Origin of the sequence: Chryseobacterium vrystaatense (genome assembly GCF_000737765.1) — a bacterium.
Taxonomy (GTDB): Bacteria; Bacteroidota; Bacteroidia; order Flavobacteriales; family Weeksellaceae; genus Chryseobacterium; species Chryseobacterium vrystaatense.
The window spans coordinates 140,601-157,479 of record NZ_JPRI01000010.1; the positions used below are offsets into that span (position 1 = coordinate 140,601).

The window sequence follows — 16,879 nt, forward strand, 5'->3', positions numbered from 1 at the left end:
TTTTAAACCATTCCAAAACATTTTGGGATGGTTTTTTATTGACAAATGACTGATAAATTTTTAAGCCTTATTTCAAATCATTAAATTTGCAGTATCTAATAAAAAATAATGGAAAGTAAAAAAGAATTTTTCTTAGAGTGCTACAAGCTGGGCATTATCAAATTTGGAAGGTTTACCCTAAAAAGTGGTATCGAAAGTCCATTCTATGTAGACCTGAGACCTTTGGCTTCAGATCCTAAAATTTTAAAAAATCTGGCGAATTATTTACTGGAAATGCTTCCATTGGATAATTTTGATTTAATCTGCGGAGTGCCTTATGCAGCGCTTCCGATGGCTACTGCAATGTCTTTGGAAAGTTATATTCCATTAATTATTAAAAGAAAAGAAGCAAAAAGCTACGGAACTAAAAAACTGATCGAAGGAATTTACCAGAAAGGACAAAACTGTCTTTTGGTTGAAGATGTGATCACTTCCGGAAAGTCTCTTGTTGAAACCATCGCAGAGGTAGAACAGGAAGATCTTAAAGTGGCTGATATTGTTGTTGTTCTGGACAGAGAGCAAGGCGGGAAACAACTGCTGGAAAGTAAAGGATACAAAGTTCATACACTTTTCAATATTTCAGAAGTATGTACTATTCTTCAGGAGAACGGAGAACTTTCTGAAGAAGAAGTGAAAAGAATCCAGGATTTTCTACAGGGAAATCATATTCAGTTTGAAGAAAAGACGAGAAACTCTTACGAACAGAAGCTTCAGAATGCTCAGCATTCGGTTTCTAAAAAATTACTGGAAACAGCTTTAGCAAAAAAATCAAATCTCATCGCATCTGCTGATGTTACTACAACGCAGGAATTACTTGCTCTTGCAGAAAAAGTAGGGCCTCATATTATTGCATTAAAAACACATATTGATATCATTTCGGATTTTGAATATGATAAAACAATTGTTCCATTAAAAGCTTTAGCAGAAAAACATCAGTTCCTGTTGATGGAGGATAGAAAATTTGCAGATATCGGTAATACGCAAGAACTTCAGTTCACAAGCGGAGTATTTAAAATTACAGACTGGGCAGATTTTGTAACTTCACAGGTAATTGGAGGTTTTGAATCTTTAGACTGCTTTAAAAATGTAGGTGTAGTCGCTATTGTAGGAATGTCTTCTAAAGGTACGCTAACGACTGCCAGTTATCGTGAAGAGGCCCTGAAAGTAGCATTATCTCATCCCAATGTGATCGGTGGTGTAGCACAGAACCAGATCCCTGAAGAGCTCCTGCTTTTCACTCCGGGGGTCAATCTTGCAGATTCAGGAGATGGAAAAGGACAGCAATACAATACCCCAGAGCACGTTTTCAAAATGCTTCACTCCGACTTCATCATTGTAGGAAGGGGAATTTACAAATCTGATGATCCTGAAACTGCTGCCATTACCTACAAAAATGAAGGATGGAATGCGTATGTTAATTCTTTGCAAAAAAACGCTGTCCAAGGCTAAAACCCTGTTGAATATATTCAAAATAAGTTTATATTTGGGCTTTATCACAGGATATTGAAAAAGATCACCACATGCCTTGTTTTGTTTTGGGGAATTGTACAGGTTTCTGGACAAAAAGACAGCATATATATTGAAGCCAAATTATCAGCGGACAGAAAAACGCTGGCAGTAAATCAGGAGATTGTGTATTACAATAATTCCGATAAAGACCTGCACTCGGTGAAGCTTCTCAATTGGGTTTCTGCTTATAACAAAAGAGGAACATCATTGGTCTACAGAAAATTGGAAGACAGAAGCAGCGATTTACATTTTGCAAAACCGGAACAGCTTGGTCAGCTTCTGGATTTGGAGGTCAAAAACCAGGTACAGCAAACTGTTCCAGTGAATTCAACGGCAGATGAAAATCTTTTTATTCCTTTGACAGAGGCTTTGAAGCCTGGCCAAAGTATCAAATTACAGCTTCAGTACAGAATGTCGCTCCCTGACAAAAAATTCACGGGTTACGGTACATCTGATCAACTGACAGCTTTAAAATATTTCTTTATTGTTCCGGATCATTTTGATCCGGACAATATTTCCAAAAGAAATTATCATGACATTGAAGAATCAGTAAGCTTTAATACGTTCTGGACCGTTAATTTTGATCTTCCCCCCAACAGTTTTATAGAAGGTAATATCCCACAGATCCAGATGAATTCATTTAGAGGCTACCTTGATTCTGACCCTGAATTTATAATCGCACAAAACAGCCTGCCTTCCATCAAGGTAAATGTGGACGGCTCAGATACCGAAATTAAGTTCGGTTATACTCTAAAACCGGAAGAAAAACAAAATCTTGAATTCTACCTGCCTTTGCATTTAAAATTCATGAAAGAAAAGATAGGATTCCTTCCCAAAAACCTCTTTATTTCTGAGAAGTTCAGATCATCTGAAGATTTCTTTGGGAATAATGATATCACCTTTTGGAAATTCAGATTTCAACTCTTTACCGACGCTGAAAAAACGGATCTTGATTACTTCGGAATAATCGCAAAAAAAATCCTTGATGAAAGTATTATTGCGGATAAACAAAAGAATCATTGGTTTAAAAACGGTTTAAAATCGTATCTCGAAATCCAATATCTTCAGAAATTTTACAAAGAGACTAAATTATTGGGTAATTTACCTGAAACAAGTATTTTCGGAGTAAAGCCTCTTAAGCTTTTCCATGCATCGCAGGTAAAGTTGATTGACCGTTACGGACTCGCCTACCAATATATTATGTCTCAAAACCTCGATCAGAAGATCAGTGAAAACTTTACGGTTTTGAGCAACTTTAATGATATGGCGGTCAGCAGTTTCGAAACAGGAAGTCTTTTCAATTATACCGCAGAGAAAATGGGTTATGAGCATTTCAATGGTATTCTGAAAGACTATATTTCTAAAAATACAGACCGAAAGATTGATCCTGAAGAATTCCTAAAGGAACTGGCTGAAAAAGATAAAACATCCGGTTATCTCTCAAATTTTTTTAAACAAAAAAACAGGGTTAACTTCAGACTTAAAAATATTAAAAAAGAGGAAGATTCTTTACACATCCGAATCGGAAAAAATACAGACTCGCCTATTCCTGTCCGTCTTGAAACGCAAACAAGTGAAGGCGAAAAAAAATCATACTGGATAGAAACAGAAGAAAACGAGCATATTACCAACTTCTCCCTTCCTGCTTCAGAAGATATTCATAAAGTCACACTCAACAGTGATTACATTTTCCCTGAATCTAAGTACCGGGATAATTTTTTATATGCGAAAGGGATCTTTTCGAATGCAAAAAAAATAAAGTTTAAGCTTATCAAGGATATTCCCAATCCAGAATACAACGAAATATACATCAGCCCCAGAGTACGTTTCAACAACACTTACGATAAATTCCTATTAGGAGTGAATCTTAAAAACCAGTCTTTTTTTGACCAGAAATTTTTGTATTCATTTACTCCCACTTACAGTACAGGAACAGGAAAGCTTACCGGATCAGGTGCAGTGTCCTACTCCTTTCTCCCGGCTGAAAGTATTTTCAGGAGCATTACTTTTGGAGTATCAGGTTCTTATTTTCACTATGATTACGGACTTGCTTACCGAAAAGGGTCTCTATTTTCCAATTTCAACTTTCGGAAAAATCCGCGAAGTACAGTCAGCAGAAGCTTAGGATTTTCTTATAATTATTTAGAAAGAGATCTGAGTCCAAAAATGATGGCCAATAGGGATTATGGCAAGTACAATTTATGGAGTGCAGGATATAGCTACAGTGACAGTCAGATGATCCATGAAAAAAGTTTAAGTCTAAGCACGCAAGGTATGGAAGACTTTAATAAAGTAACTGCCGAAGGATTTTACAGATGGGAATTTGCACCTAAACAGAAATTAAGCGTTAGATTATTTGCAGGCTACTTTGTGCGAAATGAGACCCGAAATAATACATTCAATTATGGAATTTCAAGAGTATCCAACTATTCTTTTAATTACAATCTTTTGGGTGAAAGTGCAAACAGCGGTCTTCTATCTCAACAGTTTATTCTGGCTGACGGTGGTTTTAAATCTTTTCTCCCGGGATCAGTTAACCACTGGATTACTTCCTTGAATGTAGACTCAAGTGTCTGGAAGATATTTCATGTCTATGCAGATGCAGGAATCTACAAAAATAAAAACAAGCCTGCAGAATTTATCTGGGACAGTGGTATCAAAGTTAGATTGATTCCTGATTTTCTTGAAGTTTATTTCCCGATACAGTCATCATTAGGTTTTGAACCTTCTTTTAAGGACTATGCGAAACGCATCAGATATACTTTGGTACTCAATCTGGGTGCCGTTATCAACGCCGCCAGAAGAGGATGGTATTAAATATAAAAGCAACTGTAAAATACAGTTGCTTTTTTTAATATATTATATTGAAAACTAACTTTTATTTTTTCTGAAAACAGATTAATTCATATGATTTAAACCATTATCAGTACTTAAAATTGATACCTGAAATATATCAAAAACGGTACCACAAAAATATATAATTAAAAAATATCGTTAAAAAACAATCATCTGTTAAACCAGAATTAAAATTGATTGATATTTTTCAAAAATAACTCTACCTAAAAGACTAATATCATAAAAAAGCTCAGGCCATTTCTTCGAAATGGCCTGAGCAGTTATTCAGTAAAAGAACTAAAAATTAGTCTTTTAATATCTTCTGAGATACAGGCTCGTTGTTTACTGTTCCTGTTACGATATAGCTTCCTTTTGCCAATTCAGCAACGTTTACAGTTCCGTTTTGTTTTACAGAAGCAGATTTTACTACCTGTCCGAACATATTGTAAACTTTTACATCTTTCACGTCAGCCCCGAAAGTAATTTCGTCGCTTTTTACGAAAGTGTTTTTTACAAAGTTTAATTTAGTTGTAAAATTTTCAGAAGTACCAAGGGCACCATTTATAGCAGTTCCCGTAACTATTACATCATCAATACTAAAAGTTCCTCCAGCAGCTTCAGATCCATAAAAGTAAAATCTAAAAGTTATAGGGGAAGTAGCATTAGAAATAGCTGTTGTCAAAGTATTTCCATTTTGTCCAGAACAACCAGTTGTACAATCATTTACAAAATGAAATTCATTTGTACCTACTACTTCTAGTTCTGCATTAGCTGGGCTGATAGACGCAGGAAGATTAGCTGCATAAGAATCAGCATTTGATCTTACAATATATGTCCTTGGACCAGTCCCTGATCTTTGGCTTCTAAAAGTAACTGATGATACAGATAGGTTTACTCCCGCATTTGGCGTTAAAGTCACCTGTAGATATTTTGCCAAGTCCGGAGTAGCTGCCGTAGAAGCACCACTATGTGCAAATCTATTACCTGTTGCAGTTTGAGTGTAACCTACCGTTGTAAAATTTCCTGATACAACATTAGAACTTCCTGCCCCTGCAACAACTCCAGTTGTTGAAGGTGGAGTTCCTTCAAAATCATAAGTTGCAGTGAAACTTTGTGCATTCATTATGGATAGCGTTGCCATTCCTAAAATAGTAAAGATTTTTTTCATTATAAAAAGTTTTAAATTATGGGGTAAAAATACAAAAAAACCGTCACTATATTAAAGTGACGGCGGATAATTAACAATTTATTAAAGTTACTTTTTAATAATCTTTTCAGAAACCGCTCTACCATTAGGATTTCCGGTTACTATATAAATCCCCTTTTGTAGATCTATTATGTTTAAAACTCCATTTTCACTAACGGATGCAGATTTAACCAACTGCCCGCTTACATTATAAATTTTTACATCAGATTTCGCTCCGAAATGGATTTCATTATCTACTGAAGTATTTTTAATAAATGTACTGTTAGCTTTTCTGACATCAGTGGTTGATAAAGCTCCGGTTGTTCCAGTTAATTTCACATCATCAATTCTCCATTCAGTACTGTTTGTTCCGGTAAATCTTAGTCTCAGATTAGAGGCAGCGGGAATATTTCCTGTAGGATTAATATACGACCAGTTGGCTGTATTGCTACCGGTAGTTCTTGTATAAGAAAGAGCGGTCCAGTTGCTTCCATCGGCACTGACCTCAATCGTCAATTCATTATTAGCTGCTGTAGTTCCTTTTCTCTGACCAAGAAAAAGTTGGATATTCTGATAATTGGAAGTATTAATTCCTGAAACTACAAAGGTCTCATTAGTTGAATTGATCATTACATTCGCACCTCCTGATGCTTGTGCATAAGCACTGACCGCTGATGCATTTGTAGACCTCACATCACTTGTTCCCGAATAAGTTACCGGACTGCTGTTTTGAAAAGTGTTTGCTGAAATGTCTGTAGTACCTGTACCACTTCCCATATTTTCAGAATAAATGGTAGTTTGTGCAAATACTGTTGCCGAAATTAATCCTGTCGCAACTAACGAATAAAATTTTTTCATGATTGTAAAATTTAATTATTAATAATTTACACCGTAAAATTACCAGTAATTTTCAGGGTTTTACAATAATTACATTAATTTTCTGTTAATAATGTTAAACTCATTTTATTAACATTTTTTAGTTATTTTTACGAATTATTTTTAAAAGCTTGCGCAATTTTTTTCTTCTGATCGGTTTGGTTTTCATGGGCATATTTTCGGCTCATGCACAAATATTTTCGTGGAAAAATCCAAACATTCCGCAGGACTCTATTAAAAAAGACAGCATCCTTGCGGCAAGATTTGAGCAGGACATTTTTGCAAAAGATACCCTGGACTTTATAAAGACTAACAACAAAATCATTGTAGACGAAGCCGTACTTGTCAGAAATGATAAGAAAAGATTCCTGGGAGAGCTGAACTCCAAAGGTTCCATTATCCGCGGAATCACGTTCGGTAACAATCAGGGACAGTCTGTACAGAGTTCAATGGACCTTCAGATCTCGGGAAGACTTTCAAAAGATGTGACGATCTTAGCGAGTATATCGGATCACAACCTTCCTATTCAAGCTGATGGTTATACACAGACCCTTGAAGAGTTTGACAAGATCTACATGCAGCTTAATATTAAGGATAAATCTATCCTCCGAGCAGGACACCTTGACCTTATAGAAAACAAAAGCTATTTTGCAAAATTCCAGAGACGGAGTATGGGAATTGAGTTTCAGACTGAATTCGGAGATGAAAATAAAACTTTTGTAGATGTTTCGATGGGGGTTGCACGAAGTGAATTTCACAGGGTGCGTTTTCAGGGTGTAGAAGGTAACCAGGGACCTTATCGTCTGACAGGTAAGAACGGAGAGCAGTTTATCACTGTAATTTCAGGTTCTGAGCAGGTATTCATTGATGGAATACTTATGAAACGCGGGGAAAACCAGGATTATATTATCAATTACAATACCGGAGAGGTTACATTTACCAGTTTCCGACCTATTTTTCAGCAGAATTTCATTACGATTTCCTATAATTATACCAACAGAAATTACTCAAGATATTTATTTACCGGGAAAATTGAGCACCAACGTGAAAAATTTAAAGTGGGCTTAAACTGGTTCATGGAAAATGACAATAAAAATGCACCACTTTCTTTAAATCTCTCCAAGGAAGATGAACAGATTCTTGCTGATGCCGGTAATAACCCTAATCTCATGTACGCTCCATCAGGAGTGGTCACTCCATACGATATCAACAAAATCTTATATAGATTAAATACAGCCGGAAATTTCTACGAATTTTCAACGGATCAGAACGAAACTCTTTATCAGGTTTCCTTTACTTATTTTGGTGTCAATCAAGGAGATTACAAAATTACGCAAACTACCAATAACGGTCGTGTATTTGAGTATGTAGGAAATAATATGGGGGATTACAAAGCAGTAAGAAAACTTCCTTCACCTCAGAAATCCCAGGTTTATTCTGTAAATTCTGAATACCTTTTAAAAGAAGGAAAGATAGGCGCTGATTTCTCTCTCAGCAATTATGATCTGAACCTGTTCTCATCAAAAGATGCCGCTGAAAATATGGGGTATGCATGGCGTATTTTTGGAAATAAAACTTTTACAAAAAGCAACTGGAAAGGTACTCCAAGCTTTGAATATCAATATATTGATAAGCAGTTCCATATCTTGGACCGTATCAATGATGTAGAATTTTCGAGAGATTTTAACTTAGTTCAGGAATTTAGCCAGAGAACCCAAAACAGATTTACATTCAGCTTTTTGAATAAGTGGAATAACAAATCTACCCTTAATTACAGAATCAACTATCTGGATGAACAGGACAACTATAAAGGGATTAAAAATGACTTGGATTTTGGATGGATCACAGGAAAATTCTTTACAAAAGGAAACTTATCTTACCTTAATACCAATGCGACCCTTCAGGATACGAAGTTTATAAGAGGAGGGGCTTCCACAGAGTTTACAGGCAAAAAAGGCAGTTGGGCTTTTGGAGGAAGTATGGAACATAATGAGAAGAAATACAATGATACACAGCTCATGGATGTGACCAGTTTCAGCTGGAAGGAACTTTTTGTACAAAAGAAAATCGGAGACAGTACACGTACCAAACTTCTTGCGAAGGTTTATATGAGAGACAATGACTCCGTACGTAATAACAGGCTGGAGAATATGAACAACATTTTGGGGATCATGGCCGAAAGCCAGCTTATAAAAACAGATAGAACTGCATTAAATGTTTTGGTCCACTACAGAAAATTTTTCTATCAGAACAATGAAGCAGACATGACCCGAAATAACGACTTTGTTGTCGGAAACATTTTGTACAACCAGCAGTTATTCAGGAATGGAATGCGTTTACAGGCATTTTATGAACTTGGAAACGGACAGGAAGCTCAGAGAGAATTCCAGTATCTGAAAGTAACAGACGGACAAGGTGTCTATAAATGGACCGATTATAATGGAGATGGTGTTCAGCAGCTTGATGAATTCGAGATCGCTGAATATTCCGATTTAGCACAATACATCAGGGTGTATACCAATTCTGTCCGCTATATTCCTTCTAATAAAAATAAAATACAGCTGGCGTTATTTGTCAATCCGTCAATTGTCCTTAATTCAGAAAATGCATTTTTAAAGAGGTGGAATTTTAATGTTTCTTTAAATTCCCAAAATTCATTCTATAAAAAAGATAAAGTATTGGTGCTGAATCCATTTGAAAAAAACAGCGACCAAATCCTCAAAAACCAAAATATCTTAGCGTCCGTACAGTTTAATCCGACTGAAAAATCGGGATGGAACGGGAATTACCGTTTTATTACAAATGATAACCTTATCAATGCGAATTTCAGTAATGAAGAACGGCAGCAGACTTCTCATTTTATCAATGTTGGATATTGGTTTAATAAAGAATTCAGAGTAGACTGGGAAAATTCTGTCCACGACCTTAAAAATTCATCTCAGTTATTTGCGACCAGAGACTACCGTTTAAATAACGTTGAAACGAAACCAAAGGCAACCTATAAATTCACAGATGCCATTCAGGCAGAACTTTCTTCTGCCTATCGACAAAAAAAGAGAATAGATGGTGAAGAATTACTGAAGGCTTTTGATATCACAGGTACCATTCAGTGGGATCGTAAAAAAACGTCGATCAGAGGAAATTTCTCATTCATCAATAATAACTTTACAGGAAATAATTTCAGTATTGTTGGAAACCAAATGCTTGATGGCTTGAAACCGGGAAAAAACCAGGTTTGGAGTGTATTTATCCAACAGGCTATCAATTCTTTCCTTCAGCTCAATGTAAATTACGAGGGTAGAAATTCCGGAGAAAGAACCATTCATATAGGAAGTATGCAGGTAAAAGCGAGTTTCTAATTGAGTTGAGATTTTGAGGGTATAAAGTATTTGCATTCAGGTTTTACTTGCGAAGCAAAATTCAAAATCTTTATAACATTGGACATATCCGAACGCTGCCTTTTCACGTCTCAGATACAATGTCTAAAACATTCATATTCTTTATTTTTATTCCCCATTCCCTACTCTATCTTTACCATAGAAATTATCATATTTCCAGATGCTCAGAATTTCGTAAATTTGCGCCATGGTAAAAATAGGCAATATAGAACTGCCGGAATTTCCGCTTTTGCTGGCTCCGATGGAAGATGTAAGTGATCCTCCATTCAGACGCCTTTGCAAGATGCATGGGGCAGATCTGATGTATTCAGAATTTATTTCTTCTGAAGGTTTGATTCGTGATGCGATGAAGAGCCGGAAAAAGCTTGATATTTTCGATTACGAAAGACCGGTCGGGATCCAGATCTTCGGCGGGGATGAGGAAGCAATGGCAATGTCTGCAAGAATTGTAGAGACGGTAAACCCGGATCTGGTAGACATTAATTTCGGATGCCCTGTAAAAAAGGTAGTGTGCAAGGGTGCAGGAGCAGGAGTTCTTAAGGATATTGACCTTATGGTTCGCCTTACCAAAGCTGTGGTTACTTCTACTCATCTTCCGGTAACGGTTAAGACCCGCTTGGGATGGGACAGCAACAGCATCAATATTGACGAAGTAGCAGAGCGTTTACAGGAGACAGGAATTAAGGCTTTGACAATACACGCAAGAACCCGGGGACAAATGTATAAGGGAGAAGCGGACTGGGAACATATTTCCAGAATTAAACAAAATCCGAATATTGAGATTCCCATTTTTGGAAATGGTGATATTGATTCTCCGGAAAAGGCTCTTGAATATAAACAGAAATACGCTTGTGACGGAATTATGATTGGCCGCGCTGCAATTGGATATCCCTGGATTTTTAATGAGATCAAACATTTCTTTAAAACCGGTGAACATCTGCCTGAACCTGAAATTTCAGACCGTTTACTGGCTGTGCGCCAGCATGCAGAATGGAGTGCAGAATGGAAAGGCGAAAAGCTGGGACTTATCGAAATGAGACAACACTACAGCAATTATTTCAGAGGTGTTCCACATTTTAAAGAATTCAGAAAAAAATTCCTGGAAGTTTATACTCTGGAGGAAATGGATGTCCTTATTAAAGAGACCCAGCAATTCTACGAAGAATATCAGGCACAGGCATAATACATAAAAAAACCATCAATATCTGATGGTTTTTTTATACTCTTAGTATCCTTCCGATGAGGACTCATTTTTAATTAATGCCAGTGCGGAGGAAGTTCCAATTCTTTTCACTCCCAGGCTCATCATTTTTTCTGCATCTTCAGGAGTTCTTACTCCTCCAGCTGCTTTTACAGGTAATTTTCCTGCATTGTTCAGCATAATTCTGATCCCTTCGAATGTGGCGCCATTTGGTTTTCCATTTTCAGTAACATAGAAACCGGTCGAAGATTTTACAAAAATATTAGGAAGATCATTTTCAGAGAAATTCTCTTCTGCCCAGTTTGAAATATTTTTGGTGATATCTGCTATCTGTTCATCATTCAGTGCTGCTATTTCAATGATCCACTTGACCACTTTCTTATTTTGCAGCCCAAGCTGAGTACATTTAACAAATTCATTTTTCACAAGCTCCAGATCTCCTTTGAGATAAGCAGTGTAATTAACAACAAAATCGAGTTCATCTGCTCCATCTTCTATTGCTTTCGAAGCTTCAGTAAGCTTTTCATCAATAGAATAGGTTCCTTCATGAAAACCTATTACAGTGCCTACCGCAACATTGGAATTTCTTTCCTGTATATATTTTTTGATATCTGCTACATAATCCGGACGGATCATTACGGCAAAAATATCATTGTCTATCGCTTCCTGAGTAAGTTTCTTATCGAATAGCAGTGTTTCTTCGTTTGAGAGACCTGACTGTTCAGGTGTTTTCAAATAGGTTGAATCCAAATATTGGGCAATGTTCATAATCTTTATACTTTCAATTGTCTGTAAATACCTTGTTCCAAAGATATGAAAGTTTCTGTTCTTGTCACACCTTTCAGCTTCTGAAGTTTGTTTAGAATCTGCATCAGATGATCATTGTCTTTGCAAAGAACTTTTAGGAATATGGTGTAGTTTCCTGTTGTATAATGTGCTTCTACAACTTCGTTCACATCCTGAAGAGATTTTACCACATCCGGATAATGACTGGGTTGATCTAAAAACACTCCGATATAGGAAATTACATTATATCCTATTTTTTTGGGATTAAGAAATGAAATAGAGTTTTCGATAACTCCAGCATGTTCCAGTTTTTTGATTCTTTGGTGTACAGCTGTTGTGGAAATTCCGACGTTTTTCGAAATGTGGGCTAACGACGATTTAGCGTTATCCATCAGCATGTAGATGATTTCCTTGTCAATTGAATCTAAATGATAACTTGTGTTACTTGAATTTTTCATTTTCTACTTTTTTATTATTTATGTTTTTGTTTCTTCAAATTTTACAAAAACCGGAAAGTGATCGCTATACCCTCCCAAGTACCGTGTACCGGCATAGGTTCGAAAGGGTCGTCCTTCAAAATTTCTTGTTCGGCTGCTTATTTTCTCAGAATTAAAAATATTCGCATTCTGAAAGTTCAAAACATCATTATCAAAAAGTGATTTTGATAAGATAATCTGATCATAGAGCAGACCTGATTTATAATGAAAAGTAGAATAATTTCTTGTTGAAAACAACTCTTGAAAAGGATTTATCAATACCTGCTCATGATCGTTGTCGTAGAGAATTTTTACTAAATTTCCATCATCCGGGTTTTCGTTAAAATCACCGCACAATACTACATGTTCCTTTTCTTCACATACGATTTTCAAGATCCGAGAACGGATCTCATTAAGAATAAAGTCTCTTTTGGGTTTATTAATATCTTTTTCTCGCTTGGAGGGAAGATGGGCGATAAAGACATTAATAACAGTTCCTTTATATTTAATTTTAGAAAATAGTACGTCTCTGGTTGTGTCGTAATTTTCTGTGTTTTTTTTATTTATAATTTCAAAGAAGAAAGTAATAGTTTCTGAATCTATAATTTCAACTTTATTTTTATCATACAATAGGGCAACATCCACTTTTCTCTCGTCCATAGAATTGTAATGTACAATTCCATATTCTGAATTAAAAGGTTCCATTTCTACCAGATCTTCTAACACTTTCCTTCCGGAAACTTCTGACAGTCCGATTAAAAATGGAAGTACACCATTTTCCTCTTGCATTAACTGGAAAACGTGTGAAATTTTAAAAAGCTTGTTTCTATATCTCTTTTCGTCCCAATTTCTCAAGCCTGATCTTGTTGGATCTAATCTATGAGTAGGTTCGGGATCAGGTAAAAATAAATTTTCGACATTGTAAAAAGAGAACATCTCCATCCGCACAAATTGCTATCTAAAAATTACCACTTTCTTTTCCGTTGTAAATTTATTATTTTTTTTCAAATTCCGTTAATTTATTTATAAAATTTTTGTATTAATCTTATACAATAAATGTAACTTATTGATTAAAAAACATCAACAAGAAAGCTTTTATACAACTAAATTATTAAGCATTTAAAATTATTATTTTTCATTACAAAATTAAAACAATTTATAAATTTAAAATTAATGAAAATAAAATTATTTCAAAAACCAATATTGATTAATAATTTTCGCTTATTTTCACACTTATATCAATTCTTATTCCGTTTTAAATGGACTATCTCAAAAATACGTGAATAATGAATCTTTATCATCTTACATAGTTATTGTACTGCCAACAGAATCGAATTGAAATTTTTCAAACAAAAGCCTTTTCTCATCATTTATGTAGTGCAAAACTATATTTATATTTTTGAGAAAACAATTAGTAGGCTGTTAATATTCGCGAATAATAACAGTCTAGTTTAAAAATACATCATTCATAATTAACCACTTACAACAAGTAAGTCTTATTTTACCAACTGGAATGACTATCCAAATAAATAGAGGGAAATTTTACCCAAGAGATGGCGAAATACAATTCCAATAAGTATATTACAATTTTAATGATTCTTATATCAATTTTTAGAGTAGATCCGGACGCTTTTCCTGCGTAATCCTTACTGCTTCATCGTGACGCCACTCTTCAATCTTGGCAAAATTACCACTCAGCAGAACCTTGGGCACCTCCAAACCTTTGTAAACTTCGGGTCTTGTATAAATAGGTGGCGAAAGAAGATCATCCTGAAAACTATCCGTAAGTGCGCTCTGTTCATCATTCAGTACTCCAGGCACAAGTCGTATGATAGAATCAGCCAGCACGCATGCTGCCAGCTCTCCTCCGGTCAATACATAATCACCAATTGAAATTTCCTTAGTAATATGAAGATCCCGCACTCTCTGATCTATACCTTTGTAATGACCGCAGAGAAAGATCAGGTTATTTTTTATGGATAGAGAATTGGCGATTTTTTGATTCAGGGTAACACCATCCGGTGTAAGATAAATCACTTCGTCATATGATCTCTGGGATTTAAGTTCGGAAATGCATTTATCCAGAGGTTCAATCATCATTACCATTCCTGCTCCACCTCCATAAGGTTCATCATCAATCTGCCTGTGCTTATTAATTGCCCAGTCTCTCAGGTGGTGAAAATGAATTTCTACTACCCCTTTATCTATTGCCCTTCTTAAAATAGAAGTCTGAAACGGACTTTCCATTAATTCTGGAAGTACGCTTATTATATCAATTCTCATTGTAAAGTACCGTTTTTCTTATTAGGTGAAATAATGAGTCTTAAAGAAGAATCTTTATTGAAATAGCTCCACATCCAGTTAAAAAATACTGCAAGCTTATTTCTGACACTCAAAATGAGCATCAAGTGAAGGAACATCCAGAAATACCACGCCAGGAATCCCTGGAATTTAATAAAAGGAAGATCTACCACAGCTCTGTGTTTTCCAATAGTCGCCAGCGAACCCTGATCTTTGTATTCATACTCCGTCCAGTCGCTGCTATTTTTCTTTAAAAGGTTTTTACCTAAATTTTTTGCTTGGTTAATGGCTACGTTTGCTACCTGCGGATGCCCCTGTGGATATTTTGGTGTCTCCATATAGGCAATATCTCCAACTGCATAAATATTGTCGTAACCCTTTATTTTATTATATCTGTCTACTATATATCTGTTTCTCACTAATTTTTCTTCCGGAAATCCATCTACCACATTTCCTGTAACCCCTGCTGCCCAGATCACATTATTAGACGGAATATCTTTTCCGCTTTTCATGTATACTTTATTGCCGTCATAATCCGTCACAATCTCGCCACTGAGGAAAGTAACGCCAAGATCCTTAAGATACTTTTCAGATTTTTCCTGGGCTTCACTGCTCATCACAGCAAGTGGTTTTTCTGTTGAGCTTACCAGAATGATCTTAAGATGGTCAAAATTCATGTATGGATAATCTCTGGGAAGAATTTCTTTTTTCATTTCCGCAAAGGCCCCCGCCAGTTCTACACCGGTTGGTCCGCTTCCAACAATGACAATATTCCAGTTCCCGTCATCACTTCTGCTTTTTTCGAGGATCAGTTTTTCAAAGGTCATCAGAACATGATTTCTGATGCCTATTGCCTCCTGGGTATTTTTCATCCCAAAGGCTCTTGACTCCATATCCTTGTTTCCAAAGAAATTCGTTTTACATCCTGTGGCAATAACAAGTTTATCATAGGTAAACTCGGCTTCATCCGTAATTACTTTATTGTGTAGAGGATCAATTTCTTTGACTTCGGTAAGGCGAAACTGTGTATTTCTGGACTGCTGAAAAATCTTCCGGAAGGGAAAGGAAATATTGGAAGGTTCTATCCTCCCGCACGCAACCTGATAAAAAAGCGGCTGAAACATATGATGATTCACCCGGTCCAGAACGATTACTTTTTTGTTCTTGTTATTTAATGTTTTTGCAAGCTGCAGCCCCGCAAATCCTCCTCCTATAATGATGATTTTTTCGCGTGTTTCCATAATACACAAATTTACTGATTTTATTTAGCATTTAGTAGTGAAAAAAGTTAGTTTTGCAAAACTTTATGACACCCAGAAAGTACACCAAAAAAACTGCCAAAAAAGTACATGAGAACCGTCGGAAGAATTATTTTTTCCGAAGAAAAGTAATATTGGCTATTTTAATTGTTGCTTTAATAGGAACCGGATTTTATCTGAAGCAGTCTATCAGCTACTATTACGCATTATACTTCAACAAATTCAATCATAAAAAACTTCACAACAACGAAACAGAAACTTTAAGAATTCAGAAAATCCTTTCTGCCAATCTGGATAAAACTTACGGTTTTGACGTTTCCCATTATCAGAACAGAGAAGATATAAAATGGGACAGTTTAAGCATCGGAAATAAAACCATTCCGCTAGAATTTGTGGTTATGCGTGCGACGATGGGAAACCGGAATGCAGACAAACATTTTGATGAATTCTGGGCAAAAGCACAAAAACACAATCTGATCCGTGGAGCCTACCATTTCTATAGAGCTGATGAGGACCCTGTCATCCAGGCCAATAATTTTTTAGCGAATGTAAAGTTGGAAAGTGGTGATCTTCCTCCCATTCTGGATATCGAAAAGATTCCAAAAAGAAAGACCAATAAAAAGCTAATCGAAGATCTGAAGGTATGGTGCAAGATTGTAGAAGAAACGTATGGTGAAAAACCGATCATCTATACCTACTACCATTATTACAAAGATTTTCTGAAAGGTGAATTCGATGGCTATCCGCTATGGCTGGCCAATTATAATGATGTTCCCTCGCCTACTCCCAATGACCACTGGGACTTTTGGCAGTTTACGGAAAACGGAATCGTTCATGGTATCAACACCAAAGTAGATCTTGATATTTATAATGGAAGCACCTGGTCTTTGAAAAGGCTTACACTTGATTAGTTGACAGATAAGCCGGACGATGGAAATTCTGAAACCCGAAAGAATTACTTCTCCCAGGTTTAATCAATTTTAAATCAATTTATATGTTAAGAAATGACTGAC

Annotated in this window: 12 protein-coding genes; 5 read left to right on the top strand and 7 right to left on the bottom strand. The window is 36.0% G+C overall.

The features are described from left to right. Positions 1-108: 108 nt before the first annotated feature. Both pyrF and IW16_RS20835 read left to right on the top strand, forming a co-directional pair. Entirely contained in the window at positions 109-1,488 is a 1,380-nt protein-coding gene (gene pyrF, locus IW16_RS20830; RefSeq protein ID WP_034749190.1) for an orotidine-5'-phosphate decarboxylase, read from the top strand. A 54-nt stretch (positions 1,489-1,542) separates the two neighbouring features. Continuing rightward, positions 1,543-4,365 (top strand): aminopeptidase, encoded by a 2,823-nt coding sequence (locus IW16_RS20835; protein WP_228376973.1) that lies wholly within the window; start codon positions 1,543-1,545, stop codon positions 4,363-4,365. A gap of 322 nt (positions 4,366-4,687) precedes the next feature. On the opposite strand, the gene IW16_RS25860 is transcribed toward IW16_RS20835, so the two are convergent. Both IW16_RS25860 and IW16_RS25865 read right to left on the bottom strand, forming a co-directional pair. Continuing rightward, the gene (locus IW16_RS25860; protein ID WP_051890528.1) at positions 4,688-5,551 is read right to left on the bottom strand and encodes a T9SS type A sorting domain-containing protein; all 864 of its coding nucleotides are present in this window, start codon (positions 5,549-5,551) and stop codon (positions 4,688-4,690) included. Between the two features lie 87 nt (positions 5,552-5,638). Next, positions 5,639-6,427, bottom strand: a complete 789-nt coding sequence (locus tag IW16_RS25865) for a T9SS type A sorting domain-containing protein (protein WP_051890530.1) — start codon at positions 6,425-6,427, stop codon at positions 5,639-5,641. Between the two features lie 185 nt (positions 6,428-6,612). Here IW16_RS25865 and IW16_RS20850 point away from each other — a divergent pair, with 185 nt between their 5' ends. Beyond that, positions 6,613-9,804: a hypothetical protein gene (locus IW16_RS20850; protein ID WP_034749737.1), complete on the top strand. Its 3,192-nt coding sequence runs from the start codon at positions 6,613-6,615 to the stop codon at positions 9,802-9,804. 226 nt (positions 9,805-10,030) lie between these two features. Next, positions 10,031-11,026, top strand: coding sequence for a tRNA dihydrouridine synthase DusB (gene dusB / locus IW16_RS20855; protein ID WP_034749196.1), 996 nt, complete (start codon positions 10,031-10,033; stop codon positions 11,024-11,026). Positions 11,027-11,068: 42 nt separating this feature from the next. On the opposite strand, the gene deoC is transcribed toward dusB, so the two are convergent. The 5 genes from deoC to IW16_RS20880 form a co-directional block, all read right to left on the bottom strand. Continuing rightward, on the bottom strand, positions 11,069-11,815 hold the full coding sequence (gene deoC / locus IW16_RS20860) for a deoxyribose-phosphate aldolase (protein WP_034749199.1): 747 nt from the start codon (positions 11,813-11,815) through the stop codon (positions 11,069-11,071). Positions 11,816-11,817: 2 nt separating this feature from the next. Continuing rightward, complete coding sequence (locus IW16_RS20865; RefSeq protein ID WP_034749201.1) at positions 11,818-12,288, bottom strand: Lrp/AsnC ligand binding domain-containing protein; 471 nt, start codon at positions 12,286-12,288, stop codon at positions 11,818-11,820. Positions 12,289-12,306: 18 nt separating this feature from the next. Beyond that, the gene (locus tag IW16_RS20870) at positions 12,307-13,248 is read right to left on the bottom strand and encodes an endonuclease/exonuclease/phosphatase family protein (protein WP_034749204.1); all 942 of its coding nucleotides are present in this window, start codon (positions 13,246-13,248) and stop codon (positions 12,307-12,309) included. 669 nt (positions 13,249-13,917) lie between these two features. Continuing rightward, positions 13,918-14,589: a tRNA (guanosine(37)-N1)-methyltransferase TrmD gene (gene trmD / locus IW16_RS20875; protein WP_034749206.1), complete on the bottom strand. Its 672-nt coding sequence runs from the start codon at positions 14,587-14,589 to the stop codon at positions 13,918-13,920. Next, on the bottom strand, positions 14,586-15,848 hold the full coding sequence (locus IW16_RS20880) for an NAD(P)/FAD-dependent oxidoreductase (protein ID WP_034749208.1): 1,263 nt from the start codon (positions 15,846-15,848) through the stop codon (positions 14,586-14,588). The genes trmD and IW16_RS20880 overlap by 4 nt, the downstream gene beginning before the upstream one ends. Before the next feature lie 65 nt (positions 15,849-15,913). Between IW16_RS20880 and IW16_RS20885 the strand changes: the two genes are divergently transcribed. Then, positions 15,914-16,777 carry a glycoside hydrolase family 25 protein gene (locus IW16_RS20885; RefSeq protein ID WP_034749209.1) on the top strand — a complete coding sequence of 288 codons (864 nt, stop codon included), beginning with the start codon at positions 15,914-15,916 and terminating at the stop codon, positions 16,775-16,777. Positions 16,778-16,879 lie beyond the last annotated feature (102 nt).

Coding starts and splice junctions, on each gene's coding strand:
- IW16_RS20865 (WP_034749201.1), bottom strand. CDS start 12,288: ATGAAAAATTCAAGTAACACAAGTTATCATTTAGATTCAATTGACAAG.
- IW16_RS25860 (WP_051890528.1), bottom strand. CDS start 5,551: ATGAAAAAAATCTTTACTATTTTAGGAATGGCAACGCTATCCATAATG.
- IW16_RS20885 (WP_034749209.1), top strand. CDS start 15,914: ATGACACCCAGAAAGTACACCAAAAAAACTGCCAAAAAAGTACATGAG.
- IW16_RS20870 (WP_034749204.1), bottom strand. CDS start 13,248: ATGGAGATGTTCTCTTTTTACAATGTCGAAAATTTATTTTTACCTGAT.
- trmD (WP_034749206.1), bottom strand. CDS start 14,589: ATGAGAATTGATATAATAAGCGTACTTCCAGAATTAATGGAAAGTCCG.
- IW16_RS20880 (WP_034749208.1), bottom strand. CDS start 15,848: ATGGAAACACGCGAAAAAATCATCATTATAGGAGGAGGATTTGCGGGG.
- IW16_RS25865 (WP_051890530.1), bottom strand. CDS start 6,427: ATGAAAAAATTTTATTCGTTAGTTGCGACAGGATTAATTTCGGCAACA.
- dusB (WP_034749196.1), top strand. CDS start 10,031: ATGGTAAAAATAGGCAATATAGAACTGCCGGAATTTCCGCTTTTGCTG.
- pyrF (WP_034749190.1), top strand. CDS start 109: ATGGAAAGTAAAAAAGAATTTTTCTTAGAGTGCTACAAGCTGGGCATT.
- IW16_RS20850 (WP_034749737.1), top strand. CDS start 6,613: ATGGGCATATTTTCGGCTCATGCACAAATATTTTCGTGGAAAAATCCA.